The organism is Sorangium sp. So ce1153 (assembly GCF_051521595.1).
Lineage (GTDB): Bacteria > Myxococcota_A > Polyangia > Polyangiales > Polyangiaceae > Sorangium.
Window position 1 is genome coordinate 7,001,980 of record NZ_CP150361.1, and the last position, 15,755, is coordinate 7,017,734.

The 15,755-nt window shown below is 66.5% G+C and carries 9 protein-coding genes; 3 read left to right on the top strand and 6 right to left on the bottom strand.

Going from position 1 to position 15,755, the window contains the following annotated elements; translation table 11 throughout:
* The first annotated feature begins 551 nt into the window (after window positions 1–551).
* The gene (locus tag WME85_RS25195; RefSeq protein WP_437841765.1) at window positions 552–1,613 is read left to right on the top strand and encodes a hypothetical protein; all 1,062 of its coding nucleotides are present in this window, start codon (window positions 552–554) and stop codon (window positions 1,611–1,613) included.
* Window positions 1,614–1,915: 302 nt separating this feature from the next.
* Window positions 1,916–2,095, top strand: a complete 180-nt coding sequence (locus WME85_RS25200; RefSeq protein ID WP_437841767.1) for a hypothetical protein — start codon at window positions 1,916–1,918, stop codon at window positions 2,093–2,095.
* 223 nt (window positions 2,096–2,318) lie between these two features.
* Here WME85_RS25200 and WME85_RS25205 read toward each other — a convergent pair whose 3' ends face one another.
* From WME85_RS25205 to WME85_RS25225, 5 genes are all read right to left on the bottom strand, one after another.
* Complete coding sequence (locus WME85_RS25205; RefSeq protein WP_437841769.1) at window positions 2,319–2,900, bottom strand: hypothetical protein; 582 nt, start codon at window positions 2,898–2,900, stop codon at window positions 2,319–2,321.
* A complete protein-coding gene (locus WME85_RS25210) occupies window positions 2,897–4,564 on the bottom strand; it encodes an nSTAND1 domain-containing NTPase (protein WP_437841772.1) in 1,668 nt (555 codons plus the stop codon). The genes WME85_RS25205 and WME85_RS25210 overlap by 4 nt, the downstream gene beginning before the upstream one ends.
* A gap of 423 nt (window positions 4,565–4,987) precedes the next feature.
* Entirely contained in the window at window positions 4,988–6,718 is a 1,731-nt protein-coding gene (locus tag WME85_RS25215) for an IS1634 family transposase (protein WP_437841775.1), read from the bottom strand.
* 287 nt (window positions 6,719–7,005) lie between these two features.
* Window positions 7,006–8,310, bottom strand: a complete 1,305-nt coding sequence (locus tag WME85_RS25220) for a glycoside hydrolase family 5 protein (RefSeq protein WP_437841778.1) — start codon at window positions 8,308–8,310, stop codon at window positions 7,006–7,008.
* A 93-nt stretch (window positions 8,311–8,403) separates the two neighbouring features.
* Entirely contained in the window at window positions 8,404–13,461 is a 5,058-nt protein-coding gene (locus tag WME85_RS25225; RefSeq protein ID WP_437841781.1) for an AAA family ATPase, read from the bottom strand.
* Between the two features lie 747 nt (window positions 13,462–14,208).
* Between WME85_RS25225 and WME85_RS25230 the strand changes: the two genes are divergently transcribed.
* Window positions 14,209–15,060: a fibrinogen-like YCDxxxxGGGW domain-containing protein gene (locus WME85_RS25230; RefSeq protein WP_437841783.1), complete on the top strand. Its 852-nt coding sequence runs from the start codon at window positions 14,209–14,211 to the stop codon at window positions 15,058–15,060.
* 92 nt (window positions 15,061–15,152) lie between these two features.
* Here the strand turns inward: WME85_RS25230 and WME85_RS25235 are convergent, their stop codons facing one another.
* Window positions 15,153–15,755, bottom strand: coding sequence for a peroxiredoxin (locus WME85_RS25235; protein WP_437311995.1), 603 nt, complete (start codon window positions 15,753–15,755; stop codon window positions 15,153–15,155).

Genomic DNA, 15,755 nt, shown 5'->3' on the forward strand with positions numbered 1-15,755 from the left:
AGGCTCGGTTCGCGGGCGGAACGCCAGCGCGAACGCCGCCGCGCAGGCGCGCCGGCGCGCCGTATCCGCCCAGCCAAGGGCATCGTGACCGTCCGGGCGGCGCCCTCGTCCATCAGGGTCACCTGCATGATCTGGGTGGCGGTTCGACAGACGGATGTTCACCGCGCCGCTGCTGCCGGTCGACGAGACCGTCTAAGCCCGAACTCCAGCCGGAACGCCTGGGTGCATACCGGTCCGGGAGACGCCGCGAGGACCGCTGCGCTCGGAGGCTCACGCGCGGTGCGGCCGTGGAGCTCCGCGAACTCGACGCCTGTTCTGCGGCCGGGGTGCCGTCTTCCGGAGCCCTCGCGTTGCGTGCTGCTGACAGAGCGCGCGGACGTGCACGCAGAGTCGCGCCTATTGTCCGCGGAGCTCGGTCGCTGTGTTTGCGCGCAAGATTCCAGAATGGAACTAAAGTAAACAACTGGTCCATGCTAGCGTCTACCGCATCGGACGCTGGTGCGCTTGGGTATCGATACCCAACCTCTTCCAACACGCGCGAGGAGATTCGCATGAAGAAGATGGCCCTGATGGCAGCTGTGTTCGTCACGGCGTGTGGCGCTATCGATGACAACACAAGTTCGGGCGAAGACGGTATTTCCCAGGTCGGCACAGACGTCGGCGACGATGGCATTCCAGCGGACAGTGTCGGACTGGTCAGCGAGGAACCCGTAGGCGAAGCGCAGCAAGCGTTGAAGCTAACCTGCGACGACGTCTGTGGCGTTGTGGACGTTGGGGTCCAAGCTGCGCCCATGGTGGCGGCAGGATGCTTGGCCTTCGGCGCCTGGGGCCCCCTCGCATGTGGGCTGGGAGGATTTGCGGCTTGCAAGCTGGCGTGCGCCCCAGATGTCGGGCGCCGATGCGTCAAGCACGGTAAAAATGGCAAGGCTTGCGTCAATCGCACGAATTTCTGGTGGTGCGACAACCAGGTCGACGGCAATAGGGTCCGCGTCTGGTACGAGCTGCGGAATAAGCCTGGACTGGTGAAAACGGTATGGGCACCGAGCAACGGGTGCTGGTTCGTCGGTTATCCTAGGATTCAGAATATGAAGCGCTTCGAGGTGTGCACCGAGCGAGAAGGATGCAGCGGATGGGCCAATCCAACAGGCGCCGTCGCGAGCGCGTCGGTATTCGATGACGAGCAGATGCCCGACATTAGCCTCACGCCGCTCTGGAGGTACTGGAACGATTCGGCTCTCGATCACTACTACACTGTCACTCGAAATGATTTTGGTTATGCTACTTTCGGATACGGTTTCGAAAAATCGGAAGGATCAATCTTTCGCAATGCCGAAACTGGGACCGTTCCAATTTATCAGTACTGGAACGAGACTATTGGTGACCATTTCTTTACCACGAATTGGAGCGAGCTGGGAGGGGGTGCGATAAACTATAGCTACGAAGGCGTCACTGGGCACATTCTTCCCCAGCAATATGCTGGCACGGTTCCGATCCACCGATATTGGTCTGATAGCGCCGGCGATCACTACTACACGAAGGACTATTATCCGAGCGGTTTCTGCTATGGGCATTGTTATGTGTATGAGGGCGTTCTCGGGTACGTCTACCCGTGATGGGCAGGCCACGTATTCGGCGGGATGCTCCCGGTCATCGCCATGGGCGCGACCCATTGCGGCTCTTGCCAAGGTCGAGGCGCAGCGGCCACAAGGTCGTGGTGGGCGCCGGCGAGATCGGACCGCCGCCAGCGTTGGCGTCCATCTCTTGTCCACGTCGGCGCGGCTGAGGCCTCGCCGACACCAGGCCGCTCCGCACCTGTCGCTCGCACGGGCCCGGTACCCCGCGCCCCGCTCGGGCCGGCTCTCGCTCGACGAGGTCCCGGAGCCGTTCCGGCGCGCCGGCGCGCCCACCGGGACCGATGGCTGCCGCCAAAGACGGGCGGCTCCGGATCCACCCTTTCCTGGACGAGAAGCAACGCGCGATCTTCTCAGTCGTCGATCCGCAGGCGCTACCGTTCGATCCGGACGCCATGGAAGACGAGGAGGACGACCGGTCGATCTTCACCCATGGGATCGGCGCCTGTGGCGGCGGCTCGTGAGCGGCAGCTACGATAGTAAGTAGTCCTCGGTAGAACGCACGCGCCGAGCGGCGCGTTAACGGGCGCTCGGTCACGCCGGGACATTCCGACGTTGAACGCTCTCAATCCTTGCGCTGAGCCTGCGTCTACTCCGGGTGCGTGGAGATCTGCCGGCAGCGGCGGCAAGATGTCTCGGCGGCGACGCTAAGACGCTTCGAACAGCGGAAGAAAGTTAGGTTGCGTCTTACGGAATGTAGCGTCCGTATTGCACAAGCACATCGGCCGCATATGACAGATATGATTCGTCCGTAACAACGCTCACGCCGGGCAACAAAGATGACAGCGATGGGATCCGCGACGCTGCCTGAGCATACCTTGCCGTCGCGATCCCGTGGTGATGAATTATGACATTTCGCCGTTCGCGCACTTCATCAAACGACTCAATAAATTTCCGAGGAACGACTGCCATCGATTCGCACAATCGTTGCAAGCGACCAAGTGTTGCATCACTGGGGAGCCGCCCCAGCGCCGCCAGCCGATCGGAAAAATACAATTCGATCCGTGATATCATTGCCAGAAGAACGTCGTTTCGCATACGCGATTGCTCAAACGAAGCAATGCCCGAGAGCGTCGTATCAAGCGTCTCCCCATGCAAAAAATCCGGAGCAACGCTACAGTTCGGGACATTGTCGAATCGAACCGTGAGCCTTCCCAAGGCGGTTACTTTACTCTCTGCTTCTTGACGCAGAAAAATCAGCGCTGCCCGCATGCGCCAGAAGTTGCGAAGGACATCCAGTACTTCGCGCTCCAAATCGAGCGGCGTCATGAGCGTTCTCGAATGAGTCGGACATATCCTCTCATAAGCGGGTTGGAAAACCCGTAAAACGACGGATCTCTACTCGTCAATATTTCTTTGCGCTCGGGTTCGCAAAGGCGTCGAATGGCCTGGCCAATCGACTGAACTGTAACTGTTTTTCGCCCCTCCTTTCGCGCAAGCGCATTTACCCGCTCCGCGATCGGGCCAACTGTGGCACTGGTGCCCATCTCGGCCATTGCCCAAACGGTCAACCGATATATTTCCGATTGCTTAACGGAGAGCACCGCGGTTTCATAGACGCTGCGGAGCGTCTCATCACAATCACTGGCAGCTGACTCGACTCCGGAGAGGTAGTCCTGCAGAGTGACTTCAGAGCTACCTCGGCGCAGCGCGCTCTTTGCCGAGTTCATGGCCAAGAGGTGAAGATAGTAGGGGAATAGATCGCAGGCTTCGATGATACGCGTCTCAACTTCCCGATTGAACGCAAGAGACAGGATCGCTTCTCCGTGCCGCAGGATAGATTTCAGCTCATCGGCCGTCATACGGCCAAGATGAACCTGTTTTAAATTTCGAACGTTTGAAGCATGCCCACGCAACAGCTCGTCGGCGGTGTCCGCTACACCAACCATGATAATGGTAACGTTGGTTTGATAGGTTGACAGGTTCTTGCATAGCTCAGCCAGCTGCCCAAGAGTCTCAGGACTGGCAAGCCTGTCCACCTCGTCAAGAACAATGCAAATGTCCTCGCCCGTTGGGAGAATCGATCGAAGACTGTTGCCGTTCAAAGCATCAAGCCGAAAGACCTGGTTTACTACGCGGATCGAATTACTCGTTGCGTCAAATATTAGCTGAGGTGGCTGCAGCTTAACGTACTCCAAAACAATACTTGCACAGAGATCAGAAAATGAGGCGCGTTTCTCGCAGAATAGCCTAACGCTCTTGTTTCCGGATACGGACACATTGGCGAGAGACGTTTTTCCGGCGCCTCGTTCGCCATAGATGATAACGTGCAGCCCTGGAGAAGCAATGGCGGCTTCCACACGTTCGCGCTCGACTACTCTTCCTTGAAACGCGTCGCGATCCTCTATAGGTGCGTGCGGCCTGAAAGCGAGTCCAAGTCGTCGATCGATATCGGCGGAGAGTGACATTGGTGCGCTCCTTGCTGAATGAGCGATAATGCCAGCGGAAGGCGAAGCTACGCCCTCCAAGGGTAGCGAGAGCTGCGACAATTTCTTTTCTGTTGATGGAGGCGCTAGGATCTGGCGCCTCCAGGCGAGTAGAGTTTTTGCGCGACGCGCTGCTGTACTGGTTGACAGCCCAGACCACTGCTTGATCCGTTTCGTCAGCGCGGCGTGATCCGGTGGATCGGCGCTAAACAGATCTGCGGCAATGGGCAACAATATATCGCTGCCCTCGATTGCGCGCTTGAATACATGGCGCTCGTCGAACGATCGCGCCGGCGTCGCGAGGAGTTTCGCGCCGAAGTCAGTGATCGTAGTTCCGGTAGCGAATTTGAGGACTCTTGCGCTCTGCAAGTAGTACTGAACGTGGCGATGGCTGATTTTAGTTCGTTTTGCGATCTGCTGCAGAGTTCGTTCGCCTTCTGCTAGCGCATTAAGAACGAGCCGCACCCGCGCCAGATTGTCCGCCTGCGGAACGTCGATTGGACGCATGCGGAGTCGCGCCTCAATGGGGGAATTTTGTGCGACGTTTTGCTTGACTGTCACGTTGCTCTGCCACTGTTCCAATGCCTACAGTGGCATGATCCGACAACTTTGGTCGATCGTCAACAATTCCATGACAATCCCGTGTTGTGTCCGCCCGGCGACGCGCATCGCGTCGCGGAGCGGCTGCGACCGGACGCTTGCCATGCGATGCGAGAGCGACGCAGCGCGCCAACACCAACGGCGAGATCTGACTGAGGGGGCTCGAACCGACGATCAAACAGCGCGCCGCCACGGACACCGGCATGTGGAGACGGCGAACCGGTACGTAGGGCGCACCCGCAGCACAACCTGACGCAGCGGCGGCCGGCCGAGGCGCCCGCGTGACCTGTGCTACTCTAGCCCTACTTTCGCAACGCGCGTTCCTGAGGTTTAGGAAGGCGCTTGCTTTCCAGATGCTGCGCTCTGTCGGCGTCTAGATGAAGAAAGACCTGGAAGCCAACGGTCGAGCTCGAAGATGCGCGCAGCGCGGCGCTGTTCTGCATTCAGTTCGGGCGCGAGCGGGATCGTGGGGCGCCGTCCCTGGGCGCCCGTTGCGGTCCGGACCAGCGTGGCGCGGATGTCGCCGAGGCTGTCCATCATGGCGCGGGCGGAGGCGTCGGTGCCAAGGGCGATGCGTGCCAGGCTGACGAGCATCAGCCCGAGCACCGTCGCGAAGGTGTGAAGCCGCAGCGAGCCGTCGGCCCACTGATGGGAGGGACCCCAGGGCACAACGCCTCCTTTCTTCGAGCGACGGAAGAGCTCTTCGACGTTCCACTGGCCGCGAAAGGCATGGACGATGCGTTCGGTGCTCCAGGTGTGGTGGTCGGTGCAGAGCACACGCTTGCCCAGGCGCGTTGCCTCGAGCTCTCGCCGGCGAGCGGCGTCGACCCGCCAGCTCAGTGTCGGGGCCTGCTCCTGACCGTCGATCTCGACCAAGACGAAGCTGGCCAAGTGCTCGCGCGCGAGCGCCTTGCGTACGCGCTGCTCGAGGGACGCGCGTCGAATGCGGCCGGCCTCCACCAGTGCCTCAAGCCTGCCCAGTTCCTCCTTGGCCTTGGTCAGCCGCGCTTCGATGCCGCGCTTCTGCCCCTCGAGCAGCGTGAGGCTCTCAATGACGACGAGCGTGCGGTCAAGATCGCCGACCTGGGTCCGCACGCGGGCAGCGCGTACGTCCTCGTACTGTCCGGTCAGGTGCCGCATCGCGCCTTTCTGCGCAGCTTGCTGCAGCGCCCATTCGGCCGCGCTGTGTCCCAGGGGCAACGAGATGAGGCTGTAGTAGCCGGTGACTTCCAGATGAAGCTCCAGCTGAGGGCTCCAGAAGCCACCGTCGCGTACGAGTGTCCGATGACCGGGGCTGGTTCGCTGCTCCCCGGCGTCGAGCGCGCTGTGCAGCTCGCTCAGCCCTTGCAAGCATTCCTCGAGCACGGCCTGATCCGAGCTGTTGCCGCCGAAGGCGCGGTACAAGAGCGGCACGTGCCCGGTCTCGCTCACGAGCAGGCCGAGTCCCACCACCCGCAGGTCGCTTCGTTTGCTCTTGGCGTGTCCGCGACGCGCCAGCTCGCCGGGGGTCGTTGTGGCGATGTGCGTGTCGAAGTTGGTCGTGTCGAACGCCAGCACGTCGGCTGACAGAGCAAACCGACCGATCGCCGCCCGAGCGATCGCCACCTGGGCGGCCTCCAGCTCCTGATCGGTGACCTGCTGCGCGATGCGGTGGAACGCCTGCCCCGTGAATGCTGACCCGGGCAGGCACGAGACCCGCGGCAATGCGCCGTCTAGGAAATCCCCCAGGTCACACGTCGGGCCCGGCGCGCATGCGCGCTGAAGCGCGACGGCGACAGCCATCTCGCCCACGGACGGCCCGTTCTTCGAGCCGTAGTCACCGCACGCCTCGTTGATCAGCCTCACCAAGTCGAGCTGCTCGGCAACCCAAACGAGCGCGCCGACGTCCCCCACCGCCCTCGTTCCGACCGTCCGAGTTCGCCCGAGGTCGACCGTCGGCGGCGGGTCCGCCGGCCCGAGGACAACCTGCCTCGCGACCGAGCGCCCCGCTACCGCGTCCCACACCGACTGCGCCGCGATCCGGTAGCGGCGACCGTCCACCTCCCGCTCGAAGATGTGCATTTTTCGTTCATGTAGCGACGACAGGTCGCCGCATCCAGGGGACGTGCACGATTTTCGGTGCGCGCCGTGCGTCTACACATCCAACCCCTGTCGGCTTCGCGAAAGTAGGGCTAGGGGCCGTCGTCGCAGTGGCCCGGGCTGATGCCGACGCGCTCGGCTTGCTCCGGCCTTCCGCTTCGTCCTCGAGCTGCGCGAGCAGCACGCCGACGTCGACCTCGAGCTCCTCTCGGCCGCCGCACCTGCACGATAACGGGGCGGATTTCGCAGCTCGGCTCTCCTTGGCGCCGCTAAGGCTCGACGGCGTCCATGACGGCCTGCCACTCCGACGAGAACGAGCCGTCGGTGCGCTTGATCTCCGACCCCGTGTCCCACAGCACGGGAACGATGCCCCGAGACTGCGCCGCCTCCACCACCGACTGCATCCACAGCCGCCGCGACGCCGGCTCACGGGGGTAGTTCTCGCCCAGCGTGACGCCGAACTCGCCGAGGATGACCGGGACGCTACGCTCGGCGCTGAACGCGCCGAGCTTGTCGAACAGGCTCTTCAGCTCCGCCTTCTCGGGCTCCGTGCCCCACGTCGTCTTGGGAGAGCCCCAGCTCTCCACCGTGTCGAGGCCGCAGAAGGTGTAGGGCGTGTAGTAGTGGATCGAGAGGAAGAGGCTCTTCGTGCCGGCCGGATCCGCAGGCACCTTGAAATCGCTCACACAGGTCCTGTCGATGTCCGTCACGAAGCCGGAGATGAGCAGGGCGCGGCTCGCGTTGTAGCCGCCCTGCTCGCGCACGGTGCTGACGAAGATCTGGTTCATCTCGTTCAGGGCGGCGTAGTCCGGAGTCCCCCCCTGAACGCCGTTGACCCAGTAGTTTCCCTCCTCGTTCATCCCCTCGAGGATCAGCTTGTGGCCAACGCCGCTGAAGGCCGTGGCGATCTGGGTCCAGTAGGAGGCGTACTTGGCTTTGACGTCGTCGGTGAGCTTGTACTTGTTGTCGTTGTCCTCGTTGAAGATCCAGCCCCCGTCCCAGTGGATGTTCACGATCGAGTACATGCCGGCGGCCTCGATCCAGCCCACCACCTCCTTGACTCGGGCCATCTTGGCAGCGTCGATCGTGCCGTTGGCGGCGTAGGTGTCCCAGGCGACGGGCACGCGCACCGTCTTGATGCCATGGCTGGCCATGCCGTCGATGAACGTCTTCGTGATCAGCGGCTGGCCCCAGCCCGTCTCCCACGTGGTGGTGTTCTCCAGCGTGTTGCCGATGTTGGTCCCGACGCCCATGTCGGGGACCATGGCCGCGGCGTCCGCCGCCGTCGCTGAGCCGCCGGTCCCGCCGGAACCCCCGGTTCCCCCCGCGCCGGCGCCGCCCGTGCCGGCCTCGCCCGTGCTGGCGCTGCCCGTGCTGGCGCTGCCCGTCGCGGCGTCGCCCGTGCCGGCGCTGCCCGTCGAGGCGTCGCCCGTGGCCGTGCCTCCGCCGCTGCCTCCCGCGTTCCCGCTCGTGTTGCTCTCCGAGGAGCACCCCAGCGCAACGAGCATCACCAGGGGGGCCGTGAGATTGAACCACGATGTGGCGGCGGAGCGGCAGACTTGTACAGAAGGCATGAAGGTCACGGTATCCCAGCCATCCGCGAGATCCAGGCTTGACTTCGGAGTTCCTGTTCCCGTCCGACAGGGGCGAATCCGGCTGACCAGGCGCTATGCGAACGCGGCGCGCGAGCGCCCGACGGCGTAGGCGATCCCGCTCTGCAAGGTCCCGCGGATCACGATGCGCGTCAGGTCGACGTCGAGCGCGACGAGCGCCCGCGCTACCTCGCCGCGGATGCCGGTCAGCACGGCCTGGGCCCCGAGCAGCCGGAGCGCGTTCGCCGCGTTGATCAGCGCGTTCGCGACGCGCTGGTCGACCTCCTTGATCCCCGTCACGTCGATGATGACGACCCGGGCGCGGCTCCGCGTCGCGCCGTCGAGCAGCGTCTGGAGCACCTCCTGCGCCCGCTCCTCGTCCAGCGTGCCGATGAGCGGCATGACCATGACGTCGTTGGTGATCGGCACGAGCGGGGTCGAGAGCTCCGCGATCTTCGCCCGCTGGAACTGGATCACCGCCTCGTGCAGCTCGGCGCGGGCTCGCTCGGCGCGCTCGCGCTCGCCGAGCTCGTGCAGGAGGCGCAGGTTGGTCTCCTTCAGCTCCTCGCTCTGCTCCGACAGGCGCGCGTTCGCCTGCGAGAGCTCCTCGGTGCGCTGCTTGACCTCCTGCTCCAGCCGCTCGTTGGCCTGCCGGAGCTCGGCGCTCACGGCCTCCAGGTTCGCGTAGAGCAGGGCGTTCTCCACCGCCACCGCGGCCTGCGACGAGAGCAGCCGCAAGAGCTCGATACGATCCGCGGTGAAGGCGTGCTCGGCGAGGTGGTTCTCCAGGTAGAGGACGCCGCTCAGCCTGCCCTGGTGGAGCAGCGGCAAGCCCAGGATCGACCGCGGCCGGCGCGAGATCACGTGAGGATCGTCGGCGAGGCGCGGGTCGTCCTCGGCCCGCCCGATCACGACCGCCTCGCGCGAGCGCGCGACGTAGTGGACCACCGGGCGGGCGAGATCGAGGCGCTCCTCCATGGGCGTCGAGAGCCCGAGTCGCACCGTGTCCGGGTCGACCGAGATCATCGCCTCGACCGTCAGCGCGTCGCCGCGCGCGAGGATCAGGAAGCCCCGGCTCGCCCCGGCGCTCTTGATCACGCTGCGCAGCACCTGATCGAGCACCTTGTCGAGCACGATCTCGCTCGAGATGGCCTGCGCCGTCTTCAGGACCGTGGCGAGATCGCAGAGGTCGCCCACGGCGAGCCCGCCGAGGGCGGTGTCGGTCGTCGCGGCCAGCGGCGAGATGGCCGCGGGCCCGCCGGCGGCCGGGGCGAAGAGCGGCGCGAGCTCCTCGCGCAGCGCCTTCACCTTGGCGCTCGCCCCCCAGCGCTCGTACAGGTTGAGCGCCCGGCGCAGGAACATGCCCGCGAACTCGAGCCTGCCCTGGGTGAGCCAGAACCTGCCGTAAAGCTCGTTCCCGAGCGCCTGGTTGTTGATGTAATCCGCCTGCCGCGCGGCCTCGATGCCCCGCTCGTAGAGCTCCATGGCCTCCGCCGTCCGCCCCTCGACGCGGGCCTTCTCGGCGAGCACGAGGAGGTGCTTGTGAAGCACGTTGTCCGGCCCGGCGTCGGCCCAGCGCTTCAGCCGCGCGAGCAGCCTCTCGAGGTGCGCCTCGTGCTCCCGCCGCTCGGCGCCGCCGGCGCCCTCCCAGGCGGCGAGCCGCATGAGCGCTGTATAGAACGTCGCCTCGGGCACCTTGGCGTGCGTGGGCAAGGCGCTCTCGACGACGGCGAGCTGCGGCATGAGCTCGGCGAAGCTCGCCCGGTCGCCGAAGAGATAGGCATTCCGGATCTTCGCGTAATAGAGCCACCCCATGTGGTAGGGCGAGCCGCCGTGCTTCGCCGTGTACGACGCCTCGCTGAAGCCGTCGTCGTCGAAGCTGAGCTGGCTCCTCGTGAGCCCTTGCAGGCAGCGGATGGGCTGGATCACGCCGGCGAGCAGGATATCGATGATATCGTGGCTCCTGGCGCGCTTCAGGAAGGCGAGGTGCGTCTCGGTCAGCTGCGAGAGCTCCGGCAAGGCCATCCCGTAGGTGAGCCTGTCCGAGCCGCTCTGGCTGATCATGTACCCCATCGCCGTCCAGTCGCCGGCCTCCAGCCCGAGCTCGTGGACCCTGTCGTAATAAGGGTCTGCCCACCGCAGGTGCTGCGTCCAGCTGTGCACGTCCGCGGAGAAGATGTGGTACGTCTTGGCCCGCAGGACGAGGTTGTCGAGCTGGTCGGCCAGCTCGATGGCCATCCTACCGAAGCGGTAGGCCGTCGCGTACTCGCCGAGCAGCGGGCCCACCACCATCCCGTACGCGACGTATCCGAACGCGGACATGTCGCTGTTCCCGTGCTGCAGGGAGAGGGTCACCATCTTCACGATGGCGAGGTTGGCGAGCGTCTGATCGCTGGAGTTGTACGCGCCGAAGAACAGGTTCACGAGCAGCTCGAGCATCACCGGGTGCTCGGGGCTCGTCGCCCGCGGGGCGCGCGCGAGCTCCTCGATGCTCCGCCCGCCGAGGAGGACGGGCACCGCCGCGAGCTCCTGCTCGAGCAGCGCGGCGACCTCCGCCTGCCCTTCGGGGATCGGGCACCCGAGGAGCGCGAGGCCGGCCTTCTGCACCACGGTCGCCTCGTGGTTGCGCCACTGGAGCAGGTACTGATTCGCCTGCACGATGTGGATCGACACCTTGTCCATCGCCGTCCGGGCGCGCGCGAGCGCCGCGGCGCAGAGCCGCTCCGCCTCCTCGAACGCGCCGCACAGCGACTCGACCTCGGCGCGCTCCTTGTGCAGCGCGAGGGCGAGGTCGTACTGCTCCTCGAAGCCGCCGCCGGGCAAGAACCCCATGCCCGCGCGGAAATAGCCCGCGGCCGCCTCGTAGGCGGTGGCCGCCTTGGCCCTCCGGCCGGCGGCGAGGTTCAGCTCGGCGGCCGCGGCGCGCTCCTCGGGGGAGCTCACGAGGGGCGAGGCGATGTTGAAGTGATTGACGATGTCGAAGAGCGCCTCGTCCCGCGCCGGGCCGTAGCTGCTGGCGAGCATGAGGCGCCCGATCCGCAGGTGCACCTCTCGCCGCTGGTCCTCGCTGATGAGCGAGTAGGCCGCCTGCTGGACGCGATCGTGCAAGAAGCGGTAGTTGACGTGCCAGTCGATCCCGCTCCGCCCGTCGCCGTCGGTCGCGTGGGCGAGGCGGTAGTCGGCGTCCACGGGCGAGATCAGGCCCTCTTGCAGGATCTTCCACAGCGCGGCCACCGTCTCGTGCGGCGGCCGCTCGCCGATGATCGCGAGCGTGCGCAGGTCGAACTCGTGCCCGATGCACGCCGCGAGCTTGAGGACGCGCTGGAGGTCGGGCTCGAGCTCGGCGAGCTTGCGCGCCATGAACTCCACGACGTTGTCGGTCACGGTGCGCCGCCGGATGCGCTCCATGTCCCACGTCCACGCGCCCGCCTCGAAGCGGAGCATGCCCTCGGCGTGGAGCGCGCCCAGGAACTGCCGCACGAAGAACGGGTTGCTCTGGGTCCGGTCGAACACGACGCGGGCGAGCGGCTCGACCTCCTCGCGGGCAGCGGAGAGCGTGTCCGAGAGGAGCTCGACGACGTCAGAGAGGGCGAGCGGCTTGAGCTCGAGCTCGCGCAGCGGCGCGCCCGCCTTCGCGATCTCGCCGAGCGCGAGGCGCAGCGGGTGGCCCGCGTAGACCTCGTTGTCCCGGAAGGCGCCGATGAGGAGCAGGTGCGCGCGCTCCGGATCCGCGGCCAGGACCTGGAGCAGCTTGAGCGAGGCCGGGTCGGCCCACTGCAGGTCGTCGAGGAAGAGGACGAGCGGGTGCTCGGCCGTCGCGAAGACGTGGAGGAACGCCTTGAAGACCGCGTGGAAGCGGCCCTGCGACTCCGCCGGGCCGAGCGGCTGGACGGCCGGCTGCGGGCCGATGATCCACTGGAGCTCCGGGACGAGGTCGACGAGGAGCTGGCCGCTGCCCCCGAGGGCCCGCTCGAGCTCCGCGCTCCACCGCGCGAGCTGCTCCGGCCGCTCGGTCAGGATGTGCCGGATGAGCTCGCGGAACGCCCGCGCGGTCGAGGCGTAGGGGACGCTGCGGTTGAGGTGGTCGAACTTGCCCGCGGCGAAGTAGCCGCCCCGCTGGGCGATCGCCTTCTGGATCTCGCTCACCAGGGCCGATTTGCCCATGCCCGAGTACCCCGACACGAGGAGGAGCTCGCGCTCGCCCCCGGCGGCGCGCTCGAAGGCGGCGAGCACCGCGCGCGCCTCCTCGTCGCGGCCGTAGAGCTTCTGCGGGATGCGCAGCGTATCGGGCACGTCGCGCTGGCCGAGCGGGAACGGCGCGACGGCGCCGGAGGTCGAGAGCTGGCGCAGGCACGCGTCGAGGTCGGCGACGAGCCCGAAGGCGCTCTGATAGCGGTCCTCCGCGTTCTTGGAGAGGAGCTTCATGACGATCCGGGAGACCGCCTCGGGCACGCCCGGGACCCGCTCGGACGGGGGCACGGGCGTCCTCGCGATGTGCCCATGGATCATGTCCATCGGCTCGCCCTCGGCGAACGGCAGGACGCCGGTGAGCATCTGGTAGAGCGTCACGCCGAGCGAGTAGAGGTCGGTGCGCCGGTCGATGACGCGGTTCATGCGGCCGGTCTGCTCGGGCGACATGTACGCGAGCGTCCCCTCGAGCGCCTCGGGGCTCACCGCCTGCTGGGTCTCCTGCGGCAGGAGCGTGGCGATGCTGAACCCCACGAGATGGACCTCGCGCGTGTCCGGGTCGACGAGGAGGTTCTGCGGCTTGATGTCCTTGTGAATCACCTTGCGGCGGTGGATCTCGTCGAGGACCCGGGCGGCCGAGCGGGCGATCTTCAGCGCCGCCTCGAGCTCCAGCCGGCCAGCGCGGAGGATGTCGTGGAGCGTCGTTTCGCCGGGCCGCTCCAGCACGAGGGCGACGCCGTTCTTGTGCTTCTCCAGGCCGTAGGCCTTGACGACGCCCTCGACGTCGAGCTCGCGGAGGACGTTGTACTCGTGCCGGAGCGACGCCAGCGCGCGCTGGCTCGGGAACTCGCTCTTCAGGACCTTGACCGCGACCGGCTCTTGCTCGTCACCCCAGGTCCCACGGAACACCTCGACGCTCGAGTCGCTGTAAATTTGCTGACCCACGGTACAAGTTACGGAGAGCATCTTACCTCGTCACGTGCTTCGAGTGTCCGGCGCAGCGCAGCTGCGCACGGCAGCCTCGCAGAATCGCACTCAGGGCGGATTCTGTCTAGGGCGCTGGCTCGCAGATCACCACGATCGGGGAGCGTTGGCTCGTCCACCTGGACTGTCGAGCGCGTGGTGAGCCCTAGTGTTCCAGCTCTCTGGAGCTGGACTGAGCCCCGGCGACTCGCGCGTCTCCAGCGGCCAGCGCGCCGGTGGCGAGCGCGACAGCCGCGCCGGCCGGCGCGTCTCTGCCGCGGCGCGTGGTGCGCCTCGTGAGCGCCGCGCACACAGGCGCGCTGCGCTGCGGGCCAGCTCGGCCCTGGGTGAAGGGAGGCTGACCTCTGGCCGGAGCGACGCTCGCCGCGGAGCCGTGGGCGGAGGAGATGTTCTATCGGACTCGCAGCCTGTTGCTGTTGTGGTCAATCCATACACCGTCGGTGCGGCGGCTCGACGTGGAGGGCCGCCCGTCCCTGCCACGCCGCGCGTCGTCACCCCGCCGGCGCTGTTGCTCGCCAGCGTCTCGACGCGGGTGGCTGGGTGGCTGGATTGCCGGCCGTCCACTCCCGAACCCGCGAGGCTCGGGCTGAGCGGCCTCACCGCCGCCCGGTCCCTTGCCAGGCCGGGGGTGAGGCGGTAGCGTCCGCGCAGCGCGGGTCATCGCCATGCAGGGCCGGATGGGGTGATGCGTTCGGGAGAGAAACGGAGATGAGGAGCGAGTCCGCAGCATGGGTGTGGGCGACGGCGTGCCTCCTGGCCTGCGGCTGCACGGCGATCGCCGGGCTCGACCGGCCGTATCACCTGGAGGCGGGCGGCGGCGCGGGCGGTGACGGAGCCGGCGGCGGCGGCCAGCCCGCGGATTGCAGCGAGGAGGCGAGCTCAGGGTGCATCTACGCGCGGTGTGGCGACGTGCCCGCGAGCGCCCCGGGCGGCGTCTACACGCTCGACCTCGACGGGGACGGCCCGGAGGAGCCGCTGCAGGTCCACTGCGGTGAGCCGACGGACGGCGACAGGTGGGCGCTCGTCTACAACAGCGTCGGCGCGACGGACGGCGCGACGCTCCCGTTCTGGAAGATCCTGTATGACGACCGGCTCACCGCCAAGGGGGAGCCGTCGATCGACGGCAACCATTACCAGCCCTCCCTGTATGTCGCCGGCCGGGAATACCGCGATGAGGTCGAGGACATCGCGGGCACCGTCGCCGAGGTGATGCGCGCGACCGCCGAGGGCATCGAGACCGAGGACATGCACCTGCTCACGCCGATCCGCGTGGCCGGGGACGGCAATCTCTTCGACTGGCAGTTCGGCACCGGGTGGGCGTCGGCGGACTACGACAGGGACACCAAGGGCGACGGCAACTGCTCGAGCGCCTACGCGGGCGTCACGCAGCACTACGGGAACTGCTTCGTCTACAACCTCGGCGCGGACGACGACGAGCCGATCGCCGACGAAGGCTGGGGCCCGCACATGGAGACCACCGTCGCGACGTCGTACGGGCTCTCGGACGACGGCAGCGTGTACACGCGCGTCCAGCGGATCTCCCGCTGGACGCGCTGGTGAGCGCGCCCCGCGCGCGCAGGCCGGGTGCGCCGCGCGTTCGCCCGCACCATGCCCGGGGGCGGGCGCGTCCTGCGGTGGGCGGGACGAGCCGGTCAGAGCTGCTCGGCGTGCTCGGAGAGATACGCGGCCACACCCGCGGTCGAGGCCGTCATGCCACGCTCGCCCTTCTGCCATCCGGCCGGGCAGACCTCGCCGTGCTGCTCGTGAAACTGGAGCGCATCGACCAGCCGGATCAGCTCGTCCATGTTGCGCCCGAGCGGCAGGTCATTGACGATCGCGGAGCGCACGACGCCGTCCCGGTCGACGAGGAACGCCGCGCGAAGGGCCACGCCGTCGTCGTTCTCGACGCCGTAGGCGCGGCAGATCTCGTGCTTCACGTCGGCCGCCAGGGTGAAGCGCACCGGCCCGATGCCGCCGCGCTCCACGGGGGTCTCGCGCCAGGCGTGGTGGGTGTACTCAGAGTCGATCGAGACCCCGATGACCTCGACGTTGCGCTCGCGGAACGCCGCGACCCGATGATCGAGCGCGATCAGCTCCGAGGGGCAGACGAAGGTGAAGTCGAGGGGATAGAACACAAGGAGGCCATATTTCGACTCGATGGCCTTCGAGAAGCGGAACGCGGCGGTGATCGAGCCGTCCGGCAGGACAGCGGCGCAGGAGAAGTCAGGGGCTTTTTTCCCCACGAGCACGGTCAT